This is a genomic window from Aeromonas sp. HMWF016 (assembly GCF_963878195.1).
Taxonomy (GTDB): Bacteria; Pseudomonadota; Gammaproteobacteria; order Enterobacterales; family Aeromonadaceae; genus Aeromonas; species Aeromonas lacus.
Genome location: NZ_CAWNWX010000088.1, coordinates 1 through 17,640, shown reverse-complemented (window position 1 = coordinate 17,640; position 17,640 = coordinate 1). Strand labels below are relative to the sequence as shown.

The window sequence follows — 17,640 nt, the reverse complement described above, 5'->3', positions numbered from 1 at the left end:
CCCCTACTTCGCCGCCCCCCACCCCAAGAGCACCGGGCGGGAGATGTTCACCCTGGCGTGGCTTGATGGTGAGCTGGCAGGCCGCCCCTATGCTCCGGCGGACGTGCAGCGCACCCTGCAGGCGCTCACCTGCCACAGCATCGCCCGCCAGCTGCCTGCGACTCCCGAGGCGTTCGGGGCCAGCCAACCCAAGACCGAGCTCTTTGTCTGCGGCGGCGGTGCCTACAACACCCCGCTGCTGGCGGAGCTGGCCAGCCTGCTGCCCGGCTGGCGCATCGCCAACACCGCCGAGCTGGGGATTGCTCCCGACTGGATGGAAGGGGCTGCCTTTGCCTGGCTGGCGGAGCGCTTTATCAAGCGCAAACCCGGCAACCTGCCCGCCGTCACCGGCGCCAGCCGTCCGGCGGTACTCGGCGCCCTCTATCCGGCGGGCTGACGGGCCCATACCCGGCCTTGCTAACGCCTGTCAGCCCGCGGCTGGCAGGCTTATTTCCCTCTTCGATTCACCCATGCCTGTTAACCCAACACCTCGATATTGAGGCTGTAGTAGTGCTCATCCTTCTCGATCTTGCCGGTAAAGCGAAAACCGAACGAGGCGTATAACTCTTTGGCAATCCGGTTATCCTCGTCGATCATCAGCAGCACCTCCCGATACCCCTCGCGGCCAAAGTGGGCCAGCAGCTCGCCAAAGACCTGCCGCCCCAGCCCCTGCCCCATAAAGCGGGCATCCAGCATAAAGCGGAAGATCTCGACCATGTCGCCCGGCGCGTCACACCCCTTGTACATGACGAAGCCCACCAGCTCCTCCCCGCGATAAATCGCTCTGGGCTCAAAGCCCGGGAAGTAGGCCGCCTCTACCAGCGAGATGGCATTGCAGCAGAGATACTGCTCGAACAGGGTGCCCACCCCGTCCTTGTTGGTTGTCAGCTCGCACACCTCGAAGCAGTTCGAGGCATCGATCTTCTCGATCCTGATCATCTACATCCTTCCGTTGTATCCGGCCCGCTGGCCGCGCTAAATAAGCCCTCTCCTCTCTTTGCACTGTCTTAACGCTGCACAGTCATAACGCTGTACCGTCATCACGGGCAAAACCGGAGGGGTCGCCTGCCACAGCAACACTGGGTTGTGCGCCCGATGGCAGGCCCCAATTGTTTCACCTGAGTAACAAAGAACAGAAGCACCGCTTCACTGGTGCAAAAATAGCGGGGAGCTCTGACAACAACCGGTCGGGAAACCGCGGTCAGGGCAGGTGGCCGATCCTGACATGCAGGGGTGAAGGGAGTCTGAACGAGCCCGTTTGCCCGGCTCGGCGCCGCTGAAAATTAATGGCATAAGGCTGATGCGGTAAGCTCCTTGCAACGGCGTGCCATGGGAGATCCGGAAAGCCTTTTCACCAGCCCCATGCAAAAGCGCTGAATTATATTCCCGTTACATCTTTGCAGGGGGCTGAATATCACGCAGCTACCATATTTTTGCTCTGCCAGATAGTGCTTATAAAAAATCAAAAACAGATATTTATGCACCGAAAAATGAATGAGCTGCCAGCGAGCCTGAATAATTGACAATTATCCTGAGTGCCAGCCGTGCATATTTTTGGCGCCAATACCGTCGGCGCGGGCATCGCGCGGCAGGCCGCTAAAAATGGCTGCCAGATACCTCTTATTGCCCCTGAATTGATCCGCACCAGAGATATATTTCAGGGCGTTGAGCCATCTCATAGAAACGCGATCCCGGTTTGCATCGCTATTTTGCGGTTCATAGAATCGCGCTTGTCTGAACCCTCTCCCCCTCTGGTGCCGCAATGGTTGCCGGGCGCGCTATATCGCCGCGCTCTGCCCACATTTTTTGTCGCTGGCGGGAGGAACCCCTGACCCCAATAACGATGATTACAACGAGGTGTATCCCAATGAGTGGCACTATTATCAAGTCGGCCCGCAATACCCCCAATGCTCCGCAGCATATCGGTCCCTATACCCAGAGCGTGGCCTTCTCCCACTACAACAATATCTCCGCCCAGCTGCCGGTCGACCCGAAGAGCGGCGCCCTGATCGAGGGTGATATCAAGGCGCAGGCCAGACAGTGCCTCACCAATATCAAGGCCATCGTCGAGAGCATCGACCATGTGATGGACGACGTGGTGAAAGTGACCCTCTTCCTGCAAGAGATGGCCGACCTCGAGGCAGTCAACGAGGTCTATCGCGAGTTCTTCCCGCGCAACCTGCCGACCCGCACCGTGCTGGCCGTAGCTGGCCTGCCGCTGCATGCCAAAGTACAGATGGATGCGCTCATCTCCAACGGCGAAGGCACCTTCCCGCAGGCGCCCTGCCCGCTGGTGAAGCTCGCCCGCAACAGCGCCCGTGCGCCGCAGGACTCGCTCTCCACCCAGACCGTCGCCTTCTCCCACTACAACAATATCGGCGCCCAGCTGCCGGTTGAGCCTGCATCCGGCGCCCTGATTGGCGGCGGCATTCGCGAGCAGGCGGCCCAGTGTCTGCACAACATCAAGGCGGTGCTGGAGGGGATCGACGTGCCCTTCGACGATATCGTCAAGGTGACCGTCTATCTGACCAATCTGGCCGATCTGGATGCCGTCAACGAGGTCTACACCACCTTCTTCCCCGACTCAGCCATTGCCCGTGCCGCTGCCTATATGCCGGCCCGCAGCGTGATTGCCGCCTCCGCCCTGCCCATGGGTGCGCTGGTGCAGATGGATGCGGTCATCTCCCACGGTGACGGCACCCCGCCGCAACTGGTGGAAGACAGACACAATCTGGTGATCCGCCCGCGCAATACCGACAAGGCACCGCGCAGCCCCTTGCACACCCAGACCGTCGCCTTCTCCCACTACAACCATATCGCCGGTCAGCTGCCGGTTGATCTGGCCACCGGCAAGATCCTGACCGGTTGCGTGCGGGAGCAGACCGCCCAGTGCCTCAGCCATATCAAGGCGATTGTGGAGAGCATCGGCCATGTGATGGACGATATCGTCAAGGTCAATATCCAGCTCGCCAATATCGCGGATCTGGCCGAGGTGGATGCCATCTATACCAAATACTTCCCGGCCTACCTGCCGGCCCGCACCGTGATCGCGGTGCGCGAGCTGCCCGCCGGCGCACGAATCCAGATGGATGCGGTGATGTCCAACGCGGAAAGTACCCCGCCGCAGGCGTAAGGATTGCGGAAATAAAAAAGAGACCGGCTATATGCCGGTCTCTTTTTAGGTAACAGGAAGGGATATTATTTTTATGGGATCGTCTTAAAGAACGCGAACGTTCGATTACGCTTCGCTAATCGAACCTACGGGCTAATCAAATCTACAGAAAATAATTTTTAATGCTTATTTTTTATCTATTGCCTTTTTAATTTCATTATAATAATAGCCTTCTTCAGGCTCTTGACCAAATGCGATCTGCATCATCATTTTGATCATCATAATGGTTCCAACTTGAATTCCTTTTTCATCTATTTCTTGTCCTGAATAATCTGGGTGGATTGACAGTTCATAATTCATGACCCAAAAGACACCAATTTTATTTGTAACCTCAAGCATTGTATTAAAAATGCCTACATCAACCTCATAATCTGGCTCTGATATGAATTTAGGTAAGTTATGTGCAATTTCATTACGATGTGCTATTGCTTTTTCAAAATTCTCTATATCGATGTCACTTATAGCTCCTTGTTCTTTGAACCATAACAATGATGCTTTAAGAGGGCTTCGGCCAAAAGACATAACATCCTTGGAATATTCCTCACTCAGAGTCTCACCATTGATTCCCCAGCTATCAGTAAAAAAGTCTCTTGGTTTTGATATAATAAAATCTCTACACATTTCATATGATGAAATATATACAGAGGCACTCATCAAGTTCTCTCGCAACTTCGTTGGATCTGTTAGCTTCTCCCATGCATCCATGACTATATCTCCGAACAATTGAAATTTATATTGAAGAATAACTCACTATATAAGCAACTATAACAAATTTTATATTTTATATTTCAAACCATAAAAAATGCCCCCCATCTTGCGATGGGGGGCATTTTATTTTCCAACTATTGGGTCAGAGCGACCCAATTGTCAGCTATTACAGGGACTCTGCGGTCGCAACCACGTTTTCCACGGTAAAGCCGAATTCCTTGAACAGCAGCTCGGCCGGTGCAGACTCACCGAAGGTGGTCATACCGATGATCTTGCCGCCGAAACCAACGTACTTGTACCAGTAGTCGGCGATGCCGGCTTCGATGGCCACACGCTTGGTGACGGAGGACGGCAGGACGGACTCCTTGTACTCGGCAGACTGGGCGTCGAACACGTCGGTAGACGGCAGAGAGACCACGCGCACGGCACGGCCCTTGGCAGTCAGCTGCTCATAGGCGGCAACGGCCAGTTCCACTTCGGAACCGGTGGCGATCAGGATCAGCTCCGGAGTACCGGCACAATCCTTCAGCACGTAGCCACCCTTGGCGGTGTCGGCCAGCTGCTGGGCAGTACGGTCCATCTGGGCCAGGTTCTGACGAGAGAAGATCAGAGAGGTCGGGCCGTCGGTACGCTCGATGGCGTGTTTCCAGGCGATGGCAGATTCAACCTGGTCACACGGACGCCAGGTGCTCATGTTCGGAGTCAGACGCAGGGAGGCGATCTGCTCAACCGGCTGGTGAGTCGGGCCATCTTCACCCAGACCGATGGAGTCGTGGGTGTAAACGAAGATGGAACGCTGCTTCATCAGGGCGGCCATACGCAGGGCGTTACGGGCATACTCCATGAACATCAGGAAGGTCGCGCCGTAGGGGATGAAACCACCGTGCAGGGCGATACCGTTCATGATGGCGGACATGCCGAACTCGCGTACACCGTAGTGGATGTAGTTGCCGGAGGCATCGTCGTTGGTCAGGGACTTGGAACCGGACCACATGGTCAGGTTGGACGGAGCCAGGTCAGCGGAGCCGCCCATGAATTCCGGCAGCAACTTGCCGAACGCTTCCAGTGCGTTTTGGGACGCTTTACGGGTTGCGATCTTGGCCGGGTTGGCTTGCAGGGTTTCGATGATCTTGGCGGATTCAGCAGCCCAGTTGGCCGGCAGTTCGCCAGCGGTGCGGCGCTTGAATTCGGCAGCCAGAGTCGGGTGAGCGGCTTCATAGGCAGCGAATTTGGCAGCCCAGTCGGCTTCCAGTTTGGCGCCCTTCTCCTGACCGTTCCACTCGGCAGCGATGTCGGCCGGGATAACAAACGGTGCGTGATCCCACTTCAGGAACGCGCGAGCCGCGGCGATCTCGTCGTTGCCCAGCGGTGAGCCGTGGCAGTCGTGAGAACCGGATTTGTTCGGAGAACCGTAACCGATGATGGTGCGGCAGCAGATCAGGGTCGGCTTGCCGGTCTCGGCCTTGGCGGCTTCGATGGCAGCGTTGATCGCTTCCGGGTTATGGCCGTCAACAGCCGGGATAACGTGCCAGCCGTAGGCTTCGAAACGCTTGACGGTGTCGTCGGTGAACCAGCCTTCTACGTGACCGTCGATGGAGATGCCGTTGTCATCCCAGAACGCGATCAGTTTGCCCAGTTGCAGGGTACCGGCCAGAGAGCAAGCCTCGTGGGAGATACCTTCCATCAGGCAGCCGTCGCCCATGAAGGCGTAGGTGTAGTGGTCAACGATGTCGTGACCCGGCTGGTTGAACTGGTCAGCCATGGCCTTCTCGGCGATCGCCATACCCACGGCGTTGGTGATGCCCTGACCCAGCGGGCCAGTGGTGGTTTCAACGCCCGGCGCGTAACCGTACTCCGGGTGACCCGGGGTGCGAGAGTGCAGCTGGCGGAAGTTTTTCAGATCGTCGATGGAGAGGTCATAACCGGAGAGGTGCAGCAGGGAGTACAGCAGCATGGAGCCGTGGCCGTTGGAGAGGATGAAACGGTCGCGGTCGGCCCACTTGGGGTTGTTCGGGTTATGTCTGAGGTGGCTGCGCCACAATACTTCGGCGATATCCGCCATTCCCATGGGGGCGCCCGGGTGACCGGAGTTGGCTTTTTGAACGGCATCCATACTCAATGCGCGAACGGCATTGGCAAGCTCTTTACGAGAAGGCATCTGTATCTCCTGCGATTGCTTCATTTGATGGCCAAGATTAAGGCGCGTTATTGTCCCAGCAGGGCGCGCGGCGTGCAAATATTATCTGGACGAATAAAGTGGCTTTGGGAGGACAATCGCTTTTCTTGGCAACGTTTGACCAAACAGAACAACCGCAAACGTTTGATTTCCATCCCCTTGGGGATAGTAAGGAGCCAATAGTGGCCTTCTTGCGACACCGCGACAAAATAGTGCTGGCAATCGGGGGGGGCGCTAACTAAAATAGACGTCCAGATGTAGATACCTCTACACCATCCTATTCATCCGGTTATTGCCGTGGCGATAACCCAGACAAGCTGAGACTCTTATCATGGCAAAGCTGTTTACTTCCGAGTCGGTCTCCGAAGGCCATCCCGACAAGATTGCGGACCAGATCTCCGATGCGGTACTGGACGCCATCCTCAAGCAAGATACCAAGGCACGCGTTGCCTGCGAGACCCTGGTCAAGACCGGTATGGTCATGGTGGCTGGTGAAGTAACCACATCTGCCTGGGTTGATATCGAAGAGATCGTGCGTGATACCGTACGTGAAATCGGCTACACCCACTCCGACATGGGCTTCGATGCCGACTCCTGCGCCGTGCTGAACGCCATCGGCAAGCAGTCCCCGGACATCAACCAGGGCGTTGACCGCAGCGATCCGCTGGAGCAGGGTGCTGGCGACCAGGGCCTGATGTTCGGCTACGCCACCAACGAAACCGACGTGCTGATGCCGGCCCCCATCACCTACTCTCACCTGCTGGTGAAGCGTCAGGCGGAAGTGCGCAAGAACGGCACCCTGCCGTGGCTGCGTCCGGATGCCAAGAGCCAGCTGACCTTCGCCTACGACGACGCAGGCAAGATCATCGGTGTGGATGCCGTGGTACTGTCTACCCAGCACGCCGAATCCATCAGCCACAAAGATCTGGTTGAAGCGGTACGCGAAGAGATCATCAAGCCGGTGCTGCCGGCCGAATGGGTCAACAAGGACACCAAATACTTCATCAACCCGACCGGCCGTTTCGTTATCGGCGGCCCGATGGGTGACTGCGGTCTGACCGGTCGCAAGATCATCGTCGACACCTACGGCGGCATGGCCCGTCACGGTGGTGGCGCCTTCTCCGGTAAGGATCCTTCCAAGGTTGACCGTTCCGCAGCCTACGCCGCCCGCTACGTTGCCAAAAACATCGTTGCCGCCGGTCTGGCCGATCGCTGTGAAATCCAGATCTCCTACGCCATCGGCGTGGCCGAGCCGACCTCCATCAGCGTTGAAACCTTCGGTACCGCCAAGGTCGCCGAGGATCTGCTGGTCAAGCTGGTACGCGAGCACTTCGAACTGCGCCCGTACGGCCTGATCCAGATGCTGGATCTGAAGCGCCCGATCTACCAAGCCACTGCTGCCTACGGTCACTTCGGTCGCAACGAGTTCCCGTGGGAGCAGACCGACAAAGCTGAATTGCTGCGCTCTGCCGCTGGCCTGTAAGGTTCACGGTTGTGATAAAAGGGGAGCCTGGCTCCCCTTTTGCTTATCCGCCATTTGACGAGAACCCGATGTCTGCCACCGCTACCCGCCTTGATCCCGCCCTGCATCAACAGCTGCTCGCGCGCGTCGACGCCTGCTTTGCACAGGCCGAAGCGCGCCTTGGCCGCACCTTCCCCCGCCCGCAAGTCCATTGCAACATGCGCGGTCGAGCGGCAGGATCGGCGCGGCTGCAAACCTGGGAGCTGCGCTTCAATCCCGCCCTCTGTCAGGCCAACCAGCAGGCGTTTCTGGCCGAGGTGGTGCCCCACGAGGTGGCCCATCTGCTGGTCTATGCCCTGTGGGGGGAAGGACGCGGCAGATCGCGGGTGCTGCCCCACGGCCGCCAGTGGCAATCGGTGATGCGGGAGGTGTTCGGCCTCGAGCCCAGAACCACCCACAGCTTCGATCTCGCAGTTCTGGCCCAGCGCACCGTGCCCTATCGCTGCCTCTGTCAGCAGCATCAGCTGTCGGTACGCCGCCACAACAAGGTGGTGCGCGGTGAGGCCCGCTATCACTGCCGCCGCTGCAAGCAGCCGCTGGTGCGGGAACGGCCGGAGCCCGAACAGTAAGCCAGCCAGTGTCGCGCTCTTGTGGTAGGGTGCCCGCCATCGTTCGTCAATCATCCCGTTTGCAAGGAATCCCATGCGTTTCATCTCCTCCCTCGCCCTGACCCTGCTGGCCGGTTTGCCGCTGCTCAGCGCCCCCCTGCACGCCCAGACCTTTCGCGAAGCCAAGCAGGATCTGGTGAAGCTCTACCGCAGCCAGCCCAATGCCACCACCTTCTACTGCGGCTGCGACATCAACTATCAGGGCAAGAAAATGAGCCCGGATCTCGCCAGCTGCGGTTACGAGCCGCGCAAGCAGCCCAAACGCGCCGCCCGCATCGAGTGGGAGCACGTGGTGCCCGCCTGGGAGTTCGGCCATCAGCTGCAGTGCTGGCAGGATGGCGGTCGCAAGAATTGCGAGAAGGTGAGCCCGGAGTTCAACAAGATGGAGGGGGACATGCACAACCTCTTCCCCGCCATCGGAGAAGTGAACGGCGATCGCGCCAACTACCGCTTCTCTGACTGGAACGGCAAGCCGGATCAGTACGGCCAGTGCCAGATGCTGGTGGATTTCAAGGAGCGTCGGGTGCAGCCGCCCAAGGGGCCGGTACGCGGCCAGATCGCCCGCGCCTACCTCTACATGAGCGAGCAGTATGGGCTGCGTCTGGCTGCGCAACAGCGTAAACTGTTCGAAGCTTGGGATCGCCAATACCCGGCAGAGGGCTGGGAGTGCGAGCGCAACCGCCGCATCGGCACGCTGCAGGGCAATACCAATCCCTTTATTGAAAAGCAGTGCCAATAACCCCATTTGACCAGAGAGGGGATCGCCCCCTCTTATCATGAAGCCCTTCCCTACTGCCGCGTGAGCCTTGCTCACCGCCTCGCAGCAGGATATGAAGGGTTTCCAAGCAAGAGATTGACAAGCAGCCATGCGCATTCCACGTATCTATGAACCGGCCACCCTGCAAGTTGGCCAGACCATCGCCCTGTCGGAAGACGGCGCCAACCATATCGGCCGGGTACTGCGCATGCAGCCGGGCCAGCAGCTCGAGCTGTTCAACGGCGATGGCAATCAATATCCCGCCACCATCGCCAGCGTTGGCAAAAAGTCGGTGGAAGTGACCATCGACCGCTGCGATGCCCAATCGGTGGAATCCCCCTTCGCCATTCATCTGGGTCAGGTGATCAGCCGTGGCGACAAGATGGACTTCACCATCCAGAAATCGGTGGAGCTGGGCGTCACCTGCATCACCCCGCTCTTCTCCGAACGCTGCGGCGTTAAGCTGCCGGCCGATCGGCTGGAGAAGAAGCGCGAGCAGTGGCAGAAGGTGGTGATCAGCGCCTGCGAACAGTGCGGCCGCAACGTGGTGCCAGAGGTGCGCATGCCGATGGAGCTGGACGCCTGGCTGGCGGAAGAGACCAAAGAGCTCAAGCTCAACCTGCACCCGCGCGCTGAGTACAGCATCAACACCCTGCCCGTTCCCGAGCATGGCGTGCGCCTGCTGATTGGCCCGGAAGGGGGATTGTCGAGCGACGAGATCGCCCGTACCGTGCAGGAAGATTTCAAAGAGATGCTGCTGGGGCCGCGGGTGCTGCGCACCGAAACTGCTGCCCTGACTGCGATTACTGCGCTGCAGTGCCGCTTCGGCGATCTCGCTTGATACTATCGGCCGCATCAATCAGCCCCATGGCTGCATCGATGCAGCCTCAAGCGGCCGATTACGCTGCGCTAATCGACCCTACAACCCTATCGAGCCATTAAGAAGGAACAGCGGATGACCATTAAACTCGGCATCGTGATGGACCCCATCTCGGCCATCAACATCAAGAAAGATTCCAGCTTTGCCATGCTCGAAGAGGCGCAAAAGCGCGGCTATGAGCTCTTCTATCTGGAGATGAAGGATCTCTACATGGAAGCCGGTCGCGCCTTTGGTACCATGCGCCCGCTCACCGTCAAATATGACTATGCCGACTGGTATACCCTGGGTGAGGTGGTGGATCAGCCCCTCTCCAACCTCGATGTGATCCTGATGCGCAAGGATCCGCCGTTCGACACCGAATTTATCTACGCCACCTACATGCTGGAGCGGGCCGAGGATGAGGGTTGCCTTATCGTCAACAAACCGCAGAGCCTGCGCGACGCCAACGAAAAGCTCTACACCGCCTGGTTTGCCGAGCACACCCCGACCACGCTGGTGACCCGCCGCGCCGACAAGCTGCGCGCCTTCCACGCGAAGCACAAAGACGTGATCCTCAAACCGCTGGACGGCATGGGCGGCGCCTCCATCTTCCGCATGAAGGAAGATGACGCCAACGTCGGGGTTATAATCGAAACCCTGACCGCCCACGGCAGCCAGTACTGCATGGCGCAGACCTATCTGCCCGCCATCAAGGATGGCGACAAGCGGGTGCTGGTGGTGGACGGTGAACCGGTTCCCTACTGCCTCGCCCGCATTCCGGCGCAGGGTGAGACCCGTGGCAATCTGGCGGCCGGTGGCCGTGGTGAAGCACGTCCCCTGAGCGAAGCCGACTGGGCCATCGCCCGCGCGGTGGGCCCGACGTTGAAAGAGAAAGGGCTAATCTTCGTCGGCCTCGACATCATCGGCGATCGCCTGACCGAGATTAACGTCACCAGCCCGACCTGCATTCGCGAGATTGAAGCGGCCTTCGATGTGCACATCACCGGCATGCTGATGGATGCCATCGAGCGTCGGCTGGCCAAGGCCTGAGCCAGCCACAGTTAAATTGCTGCTCGCTGTAGCGAGCGATAATGCAAAGAGGCGGCCCCGGGGCCGCCTCTTCTATTTCATGCCTTGCTCATTGGTATGAAGGCTTAACAGCGGAACTGCCCCACCTTCAGCTTGAGATCGCTCGATAGCTGCTCCAGCTCGTGACAACTCTGGTTCATCTCGGAGGCGGCCGCCGTCGACTCGGTCGCTATCTGGGCGATATTGACCACGTTGCGGGTGATATCCTCAGCCACCTTGCTCTGCTCCTCGGCGGCGGTGGCGATATGGGTATTGAGTTCGTTGATCATCTCCACCGAGGTGACGATCTCGCCAAGCGCCTTGCCACAGGCAAGCACGGTGCGGTTGGACTCCTCGACCTGCTCCAGCCCGTGCATCATGCTGTTGGCGGCCTCGCTCGCCCCCTGCTGCAGCTTGACGATGGTCTTGCCAATCTCTTCGGTCGAGCGCTGGGTGCGTTGGGAAAGCGTGCGCACCTCATCCGCCACCACCGCAAAACCGCGCCCCTGATCCCCTGCCCGCGCCGCTTCGATGGCGGCATTGAGCGCCAGCAGGTTGGTCTGCTCGGCAATGCCGCGAATGGCATCCATCACGCTGCTGATATCGCGGCTGTCGTCGGCCAGCTGGGTGATCATCGCCGCCGTGGTCTGGATATGGGAAGAGAGGGAGGACATGTGCTGGATGGCATCTTCCACCACCTCATGACCGTGGCGGGCACTCTGGTCAGCCACTCTGGCCGCGTCGGCCGCCCCGGACGAGCTGTTGGCCACCTCGGCCACCGTCGCGCTCATCTGGTTCATGGCCGTCGCGCTCTGATCAGTCTCGGCCTGCTGCTGGGCAAAGCGCTGGCGGCTCTCGACCCCAATATGGGCAAGACGGGCCGACTCTCTGGCCAGATGCTCGGCCATCTCGTTGATCTGGTTCAGCAAATTGCGAAAATGGCGGATCACGTCGTTAAGGGAATTGGCCAGCGACCCCATCTCGTCCTTGCGCAGCACAGGTGCCTGCTGGCTCAAATCAAGATCGGTCTGCATACCACGCAGCACCTGACTCATGGCCGCCAGCGGCTGGCTCACGCTGCGACCGGTCCACATTCCGAAGAAGAGCACGCAACCGCCCCCGCTCAGAAACAGCAGGAGAAAGAGCTGGAAGAGGCGATCCTTGAGCTGGGTCAGCTCGGTCATGCTCTGTTCGGCTGCGGTCAGCTGATACTGCACCAGACCGCTGACCGCATCACTGAGGGGATCGATCGCGCCATAGAGGGGCATGATCCGGGCACCAAGGTGAGCACGTACCTCATCCGGCCCGCCATCAAGCACCTGCAACACGGCGGCAATCTGCTGATCGGCCGCAGCGAAGAGCATCTGAACCCGATCCGCCTCCTGCGTCTCCCCCTGATTCATCGCCATGTTGCGGTAATTCTGCCAGCCCTGGGTAACATCGTGCTGAGCCTGCATGATGGCCGCTTTCGCCTTCTCCGGCGTAAAACCGCCCACATTGGCCTTGTTGGTGGCATCAATGACGTTGACGGCGTAGAGATCGGCAATGTGCTTGAGCTCCTTCAGTTGCACCACCTCCCCCTGATACATGGCGTTCACGCCCGCCATCAGCTGGGACATCGCCTGGGTTGCCCCCACCAACAAGGCCAACAGTGCCAGCAGAGGCACCACGCAACCCAGGATCAACTTCTGCCTGATTGAAATCCCTTCCATGGTTTTCTCCCTACCCGGATAAATAGCGAGCCTGCGCGCCTTCGATAAAAAGCGGTTTTGCCCACAGAGTCGAGCTGCCATAATTGCCGCAAATACCTTTGCAATATCTGGCCCATATGCAAACACTGCAAAATCACTTTCTTCTTGCTATGCCAAGCCTCTCGGACCCCTACTTCGAGCGTTCGCTGGTCTACTTGTGCGAACACAACGAAGAGGGCGCAATGGGGCTGGTCGTCAACATCCCGGTCGACATGTCCGTTGAGGCCATGCTGACCCAGCTCAAGCTCACGCCCCCGACCGTTGCGGAACTCAAGCAGCCGGTAGTTCAAGGGGGGCCGGTGCACGCCGATCGTGGCTTTGTACTGCACAGCTTCCGCCCCGGTTTCGGCTCTACCCTGCAGGTTGGGGACGAAATGATGGTGACTACTTCAAAGGATATACTGGAGACCCTGGGTACGAGTGAGGCTCCCGATCACTGGCTGGTGGCGCTTGGCTACGCTGGCTGGAGTGCCGGACAGCTGGAACAGGAGCTGGTTGATGGCGCCTGGCTGGTGATCCCGCCCAATCCTGACCTTATCTTCAAAACCCCCATCCACAAGCGTTGGCAGCAAGCGGCCGCCAGCATAGGGGTTAACCCGATCCACTTATCCAGCGACGTCGGCCACAGCTGAGCCGCTGGCGAACCCCGTTTTATTTCGAGGATTTTTTCATGTCATCACGCAGCATCATGGGCTTTGACTACGGCACCAAGAGCATTGGCGTTGCCATCGGCCAGGAGCTGACCGGCACTGCCCGCCCCTTGCGCGCCCTCAAGGCCAATGACGGCATCCCCAACTGGGACGAAATCGAGAAGCTGCTCAAGGAGTGGCAACCGGACTTGCTCATTGTCGGCCTGCCCCTGAACATGGATGGCACCGATCAGGAGATCACGGTTCGTGCCCGCAAGTTCGGCAACCGCCTGCACGGCCGCTTCGGCAAACCGGTCGAGTTCAAGGATGAGCGACTCACCACCACGGACGCCCGCGCCCGCCTCTTCGAACAGGGTGGATATCGAGCTCTGGAGAAGGGCAGCGTGGACGGCGTATCGGCGCAGCTGATCGTCGAAGCCTGGATGGAAGAGCAGTACAACTAAGCCATAAACAACAAGGCAGGGGCTGTGCCCCTGCCTTGTTTGCATCTATCTCCCCGTCACGCCTGTGACTGCGGCGCCAGCAACCCCTCTTCCTCCTGCGGTGCGGCATTCATCATCCGGTTCAGCCAGGGCACCATCAGGCCCATCACCACGGCGATAATCAGGGTCGCTATCCCGATCTTGCCAAACACGCCAGTATAGATGGGCAAGGTCAGCAGCGGATCCGTTACCCCTTGCGGTACGGCGGTGAAGGTGGCGACATAACCCCCAAGCAGCGATGCCATCGCCTGGGTCAGGAACCACATCCCGAGGATAAAGCCCATCAGGCGTTGCGGCACCAACGCGGCCACCATGGCCAGCCCCAGCGCACTGATCATCAGCTCGCCGATGCTCTGGAACAGGTAAATAAGCACCATAAACCAGGGCGAGGTGAGCCCCTGCTCATCGGCAAACCACCAGCCGGAAGCAGCGGCGGTCAGGAAACCGAGCGAGCAGAAGAACATCCCGAGGGTAAATTTGAGCGGCATGGTGAGATCCCGCCCCTTGCTGCCCATCCGGGTATAGATCACCGCCAGCACCGGGCTACCCACCACCACCCAGAAGGGGTTGAGCGCCTGGAAGCTGACCGGGTTGACGCTCATGCCCAGCATCTCGTGATGCATGTTGTTGATGGCAAAGAAGTTCAGTGAAGTCGGCATCTGGGCGTACAGCACATAGAAGAGCACCGCCTCCAGCATCAGCACGAAGGCCACATACATCTTGTTGCGACCCACGGTGTCGAGCTTGAACGCCTCGCGGAAGAAGAATATCACCACGGCGATAGTCACCGTCATCAGCACCATGTTGGCGATCACCACGTGGTGCATCAACCAGGCACAGAAGAAGACCATGACCACCGATCCAGCCAATACCATCAGCAACTTACCGTAGTTGAGGGGCAGATGATCCGGCTCTGAGCCGATATCTTTCACCATATTGCGGCAGGCAAAGAAGGTGAGCAGCGCAATCACCAGCCCGACACCGCAGAGGTTGTAGGTGACGGTGTAGCCGTAGTGATCGGCGATGACCGGAGCCAGCGACAGGGAGATAAGCGAGCCGATATTGATCGACATGTAGAAGAGGGTGAATGCCCCATCCAGCCGCGGATCTTTCGGGGCATAACATTTGGAGAGCAGACTGGCCGGGTTGGCCTTGAACAGGCAGTTGCCGACCGCAATGGTACCGAGCGCATAGAAAATCAGGTCAGGATTGTAGATCGACATGCCGGTCATGAAATAGCCGATAACCAGTACGACAGCCCCCAGCACCATGGTGCGCTTGGTACCGAGAATATGGTCGCCGACATAACCGCCAATCGAGATAAGGCCATACACCAGCGCCGAGAAGGCGCCGAAGGTGATAAACGACTGCTCCTGGGAAAAACCCAGTTGCTGTACAAAGAAAACTGCCAGGATCCCCTGCACGCCGTAATAACCGAAGCGCTCCCAGAGTTCGACAAAAAATATCATGAAGAAGGGTTTGGGCTGTTGTAACAACCCGGTCGGTGCTGTTGCTGGACGCATAGTAACCTGCCTTGATAGCTGCTTATTGTTATTAATCTGATGGCGGTGAGCCCATGAAATGAAATACCTGCCAAGCCACCCGAACTGTGACCTTGCCCTGTGCCGGCAAGCCGCCGCTCGATATCTGGCAACAGATGTTTCATTCGTCATCTTCAAGGTGATGAGTGGGGCAAGAAGCGACACTGATGCACCGCAAAGTGGCGAGCAGAAATAAGGGGAGTATGCCCCGTTATTTCAAGGTGAGGCATGTTATGTCACTGGCAATCAACTGACTTAATGGTTGATCACACTTTAAAATCCAACTTTCATGATGTTTTCTAATGAAACAGGATTACAATTTCTCTTGCGAAGAGTGTCACTCGAGACGTGATTTATCTTCAATTCTGTGTATTGAACGACAGCAAATGGCTCTCTGCGCTGCCATCGCAGACTCAGGACAACTGGCAGGCACAAAAAAGCCGGCGCAGATCCGCCGGCTGAATTCAGGTAGCCCCTTGGGCTGGCGCTCGCTGATAGAGCCGCCTTATCTCGTTGCGCAGCCACATTACCTTGGCATCCTGATTGTGCCGCTTGTGCCAGAGCAGGATAAAAGCGATCTCCAGCTGCTGATAGAGTCTCTCCGGCAGTGGCAACGGCATGGCAATGAGGTTGGCATGGTGCTTGGCCGCATACCCCCCGCAGTAGGAGGGCGCCACAGCGATAAGCTCGTGACTTGACTGGGCAGCAATATGCAGCGCCTGCTCGAAGCTGGAGACCATGATGGGCACCTCCCGCTTCAGCCCCTCGTCCTCCAGCAAACTGTCGAGGGCCCAAGTATCATTCGCTTCCCACACCATGCTGACCTGGGGACATGCCAAAAAGTTCTCCAACGACCACTTCTGCTGGAGCAGGGGGTGATCCTTGCGCAAGAAAGCGACTGGCCGATCGCTGAACAGCACTTCGTGATCGATGTAATAGGGCAGCCGGTTGACCTTGGCCCGGGAGCGGGAATAGGTCTCCCGGGCACAGAAACCGAGATCGGCATCGCCGTTGACGATGTCGTTGAGGGAGTGATGATCCCAACCCAGCATTCTGACCACAGAGTTGGGGTACTTTTCGTAGATGGTCATCGGCAGATCGCTCAGGAAGCTGATGTAGAAGGGGGATTCCATCACCAGACTGAAACGGGCACCATCGGGGATCGCCTCGCTGTTGAGCGAGGTGATACTGTCGGTCAGCTGATACCAAACCTTGAGTTCCTCTTCCAGCGTCAGGGAGAGGTTGGTCGGCTGCAGCCCCTGCCGTACCCGGACAAAGAGGGGATCGTCAAACCACTCACGCAACTTGGCGAGGGACTTGCTCACCGCCGACGGGGTGACACAGAGCTTTTTCGCCGCCCCAGCCACACTGCGCGCCTGCATCAGGTGCTTGAAGACAATCAGCAGGTTCAGATCGAGCTCAACCAGCGTACGCATATCCCTCCTCATTCCCGTTTATCCCCGCGATTGCGCTTCGCGAACAGCAAGCCATGGTACCAGCCCTTTCACCCCCAGGTAACTGAGCAACGTCAGCAGCAGGGAGCAGAAGAGCATAGCCAGCGGGGAAAAGCCCAACTGCCCCATCAGCCAGATATAGAGACCGGACAGGCTGATCTGCATGACGCAGAGCACCGCGCTGGCGAAGGCCACATTATGCTGACAGCCATCCAGCGCTTTTCCCATGGCCACCCCGAACCCGCAGGAGAAGCCGACACAGACCAGTGCAAAACCGGCCAGCAGCAGCGCGACATCATTGCCCCGCAACCAGCAGCCCAGCAGAAGGCATGCCGCCAGCAGGTAGGCAAGATGGGAGAGCGCCAGCACTCTCTGCTTGCCCAACCAGCGCAGCAGCAGTGGCGTCAGAAAGGAGGTCGACATGCTCACCCCCGCCATCACCATCATGACGACGGAGTACTGCTCGGGTGAAAAACCATACTCCTGCATCAGGATCAGGGGAGAGACACTGACGTAGACCAGAATGGCGGTCACGCTGGTGCTGGTCAGCAGCGAAATCAGCATAAAGCGCGGGGAGCGCAACAAGGCAACAGGCAAGCCACTAGCACCGCCCAGCCTGTTTTCCGGCCGGGTCTCCTTGAGCCGCAGGAAGTTGATCAGACCGGTCAATGCCGCCACCAGTGCCATCGTGACGAAGATCCCCTGCCATTGAAAACGGGAGAGGATAAGGTAGCCCAACACCGGCGCCAGCACCGGAATGACGCAGATAACCCCGTTGATCATGGAGAGGGCCATCGCCAGCCGCTCTTCGCTCAGCACATCCCGCAACACGGTAAAAGTCATGATATAGAGC

At 58.5% G+C, this 17,640-nt stretch carries 17 protein-coding genes; 9 read left to right on the top strand and 8 right to left on the bottom strand.

Annotated elements, in window-relative coordinates:
- Positions 1–436, top strand: a 436-nt coding sequence (locus tag AACS24_RS14350; RefSeq protein WP_042030299.1) for an anhydro-N-acetylmuramic acid kinase, incomplete at its 5' end; no start/stop codon positions are given.
- 80 nt (positions 437–516) lie between these two features.
- Here the strand turns inward: AACS24_RS14350 and AACS24_RS14345 are convergent.
- Together AACS24_RS14345 and AACS24_RS14340 are read right to left on the bottom strand one after the other, a co-directional pair.
- Positions 517–978 carry a GNAT family N-acetyltransferase gene (locus AACS24_RS14345; RefSeq protein ID WP_108571112.1) on the bottom strand — a complete coding sequence of 154 codons (462 nt, stop codon included), beginning with the start codon at positions 976–978 and terminating at the stop codon, positions 517–519.
- A 587-nt stretch (positions 979–1,565) separates the two neighbouring features.
- A complete protein-coding gene (locus tag AACS24_RS14340; RefSeq protein ID WP_181364188.1) occupies positions 1,566–1,718 on the bottom strand; it encodes a hypothetical protein in 153 nt (50 codons plus the stop codon).
- Between the two features lie 188 nt (positions 1,719–1,906).
- Between AACS24_RS14340 and AACS24_RS14335 the strand changes: the two genes are divergently transcribed.
- Positions 1,907–3,172, top strand: a complete 1,266-nt coding sequence (locus tag AACS24_RS14335) for a RidA family protein (protein ID WP_108571111.1) — start codon at positions 1,907–1,909, stop codon at positions 3,170–3,172.
- A 165-nt stretch (positions 3,173–3,337) separates the two neighbouring features.
- On the opposite strand, the gene AACS24_RS14330 is transcribed toward AACS24_RS14335, so the two are convergent.
- On the bottom strand, positions 3,338–3,916 hold the full coding sequence (locus AACS24_RS14330) for a hypothetical protein (protein ID WP_108571110.1): 579 nt from the start codon (positions 3,914–3,916) through the stop codon (positions 3,338–3,340).
- A 169-nt stretch (positions 3,917–4,085) separates the two neighbouring features.
- Positions 4,086–6,077, bottom strand: coding sequence for a transketolase (gene tkt, locus AACS24_RS14325; protein WP_083593451.1), 1,992 nt, complete (start codon positions 6,075–6,077; stop codon positions 4,086–4,088).
- Between the two features lie 349 nt (positions 6,078–6,426).
- Between tkt and metK the strand changes: the two genes are divergently transcribed.
- The 5 genes from metK (at position 6,427) to gshB (ending at position 10,891) form a co-directional block, all read left to right on the top strand.
- Entirely contained in the window at positions 6,427–7,578 is a 1,152-nt protein-coding gene (gene metK / locus AACS24_RS14320) for a methionine adenosyltransferase (protein ID WP_033116068.1), read from the top strand.
- A 68-nt stretch (positions 7,579–7,646) separates the two neighbouring features.
- The gene (locus tag AACS24_RS14315) at positions 7,647–8,186 is read left to right on the top strand and encodes a SprT family zinc-dependent metalloprotease (protein ID WP_108571109.1); all 540 of its coding nucleotides are present in this window, start codon (positions 7,647–7,649) and stop codon (positions 8,184–8,186) included.
- 73 nt (positions 8,187–8,259) lie between these two features.
- Positions 8,260–8,964 (top strand): endonuclease, encoded by a 705-nt coding sequence (locus AACS24_RS14310; protein WP_108571108.1) that lies wholly within the window; start codon positions 8,260–8,262, stop codon positions 8,962–8,964.
- Between the two features lie 127 nt (positions 8,965–9,091).
- Positions 9,092–9,823: a 16S rRNA (uracil(1498)-N(3))-methyltransferase gene (gene rsmE, locus AACS24_RS14305; RefSeq protein WP_075114134.1), complete on the top strand. Its 732-nt coding sequence runs from the start codon at positions 9,092–9,094 to the stop codon at positions 9,821–9,823.
- 114 nt (positions 9,824–9,937) lie between these two features.
- On the top strand, positions 9,938–10,891 hold the full coding sequence (gene gshB, locus AACS24_RS14300; protein WP_040098063.1) for a glutathione synthase: 954 nt from the start codon (positions 9,938–9,940) through the stop codon (positions 10,889–10,891).
- Between the two features lie 104 nt (positions 10,892–10,995).
- Here the strand turns inward: gshB and AACS24_RS14295 are convergent, their stop codons facing one another.
- Positions 10,996–12,621 carry a methyl-accepting chemotaxis protein gene (locus tag AACS24_RS14295; RefSeq protein WP_108571107.1) on the bottom strand — a complete coding sequence of 542 codons (1,626 nt, stop codon included), beginning with the start codon at positions 12,619–12,621 and terminating at the stop codon, positions 10,996–10,998.
- 116 nt (positions 12,622–12,737) lie between these two features.
- On the opposite strand from AACS24_RS14295, the gene AACS24_RS14290 reads away from it, so the two are divergent.
- Together AACS24_RS14290 and ruvX are read left to right on the top strand one after the other, a co-directional pair.
- Positions 12,738–13,292, top strand: a complete 555-nt coding sequence (locus AACS24_RS14290; protein ID WP_033116102.1) for a YqgE/AlgH family protein — start codon at positions 12,738–12,740, stop codon at positions 13,290–13,292.
- Between the two features lie 38 nt (positions 13,293–13,330).
- Positions 13,331–13,753 (top strand): Holliday junction resolvase RuvX, encoded by a 423-nt coding sequence (gene ruvX, locus AACS24_RS14285; RefSeq protein WP_033116074.1) that lies wholly within the window; start codon positions 13,331–13,333, stop codon positions 13,751–13,753.
- A 56-nt stretch (positions 13,754–13,809) separates the two neighbouring features.
- Here the strand turns inward: ruvX and dtpB are convergent, their stop codons facing one another.
- The 3 genes from dtpB to AACS24_RS14270 form a co-directional block, all read right to left on the bottom strand.
- Positions 13,810–15,315 (bottom strand): dipeptide/tripeptide permease DtpB, encoded by a 1,506-nt coding sequence (gene dtpB, locus AACS24_RS14280; protein ID WP_108571105.1) that lies wholly within the window; start codon positions 15,313–15,315, stop codon positions 13,810–13,812.
- 482 nt (positions 15,316–15,797) lie between these two features.
- Entirely contained in the window at positions 15,798–16,769 is a 972-nt protein-coding gene (gene yidZ, locus AACS24_RS14275; RefSeq protein ID WP_108571104.1) for an HTH-type transcriptional regulator YidZ, read from the bottom strand.
- 18 nt (positions 16,770–16,787) lie between these two features.
- Positions 16,788–17,640 (bottom strand): MFS transporter (locus AACS24_RS14270; protein ID WP_108571103.1); only part of this gene is annotated, 853 nt, incomplete at its 5' end.

Bases quoted from the DNA above. Each gene is read 5' to 3' on its own strand.
- AACS24_RS14345 (WP_108571112.1), bottom strand. From the start codon at position 978: ATGATCAGGATCGAGAAGATCGATGCCTCGAACTGCTTCGAGGTGTGC.
- AACS24_RS14340 (WP_181364188.1), bottom strand. From the start codon at position 1,718: ATGAGATGGCTCAACGCCCTGAAATATATCTCTGGTGCGGATCAATTC.
- AACS24_RS14335 (WP_108571111.1), top strand. From the start codon at position 1,907: ATGAGTGGCACTATTATCAAGTCGGCCCGCAATACCCCCAATGCTCCG.
- AACS24_RS14330 (WP_108571110.1), bottom strand. From the start codon at position 3,916: ATGGATGCATGGGAGAAGCTAACAGATCCAACGAAGTTGCGAGAGAAC.
- tkt (WP_083593451.1), bottom strand. From the start codon at position 6,077: ATGCCTTCTCGTAAAGAGCTTGCCAATGCCGTTCGCGCATTGAGTATG.
- metK (WP_033116068.1), top strand. From the start codon at position 6,427: ATGGCAAAGCTGTTTACTTCCGAGTCGGTCTCCGAAGGCCATCCCGAC.
- AACS24_RS14315 (WP_108571109.1), top strand. From the start codon at position 7,647: ATGTCTGCCACCGCTACCCGCCTTGATCCCGCCCTGCATCAACAGCTG.
- AACS24_RS14310 (WP_108571108.1), top strand. From the start codon at position 8,260: ATGCGTTTCATCTCCTCCCTCGCCCTGACCCTGCTGGCCGGTTTGCCG.
- rsmE (WP_075114134.1), top strand. From the start codon at position 9,092: ATGCGCATTCCACGTATCTATGAACCGGCCACCCTGCAAGTTGGCCAG.
- gshB (WP_040098063.1), top strand. From the start codon at position 9,938: ATGACCATTAAACTCGGCATCGTGATGGACCCCATCTCGGCCATCAAC.
- AACS24_RS14295 (WP_108571107.1), bottom strand. From the start codon at position 12,621: ATGGAAGGGATTTCAATCAGGCAGAAGTTGATCCTGGGTTGCGTGGTG.
- AACS24_RS14290 (WP_033116102.1), top strand. From the start codon at position 12,738: ATGCAAACACTGCAAAATCACTTTCTTCTTGCTATGCCAAGCCTCTCG.
- ruvX (WP_033116074.1), top strand. From the start codon at position 13,331: ATGTCATCACGCAGCATCATGGGCTTTGACTACGGCACCAAGAGCATT.
- dtpB (WP_108571105.1), bottom strand. From the start codon at position 15,315: ATGCGTCCAGCAACAGCACCGACCGGGTTGTTACAACAGCCCAAACCC.
- yidZ (WP_108571104.1), bottom strand. From the start codon at position 16,769: ATGCGTACGCTGGTTGAGCTCGATCTGAACCTGCTGATTGTCTTCAAG.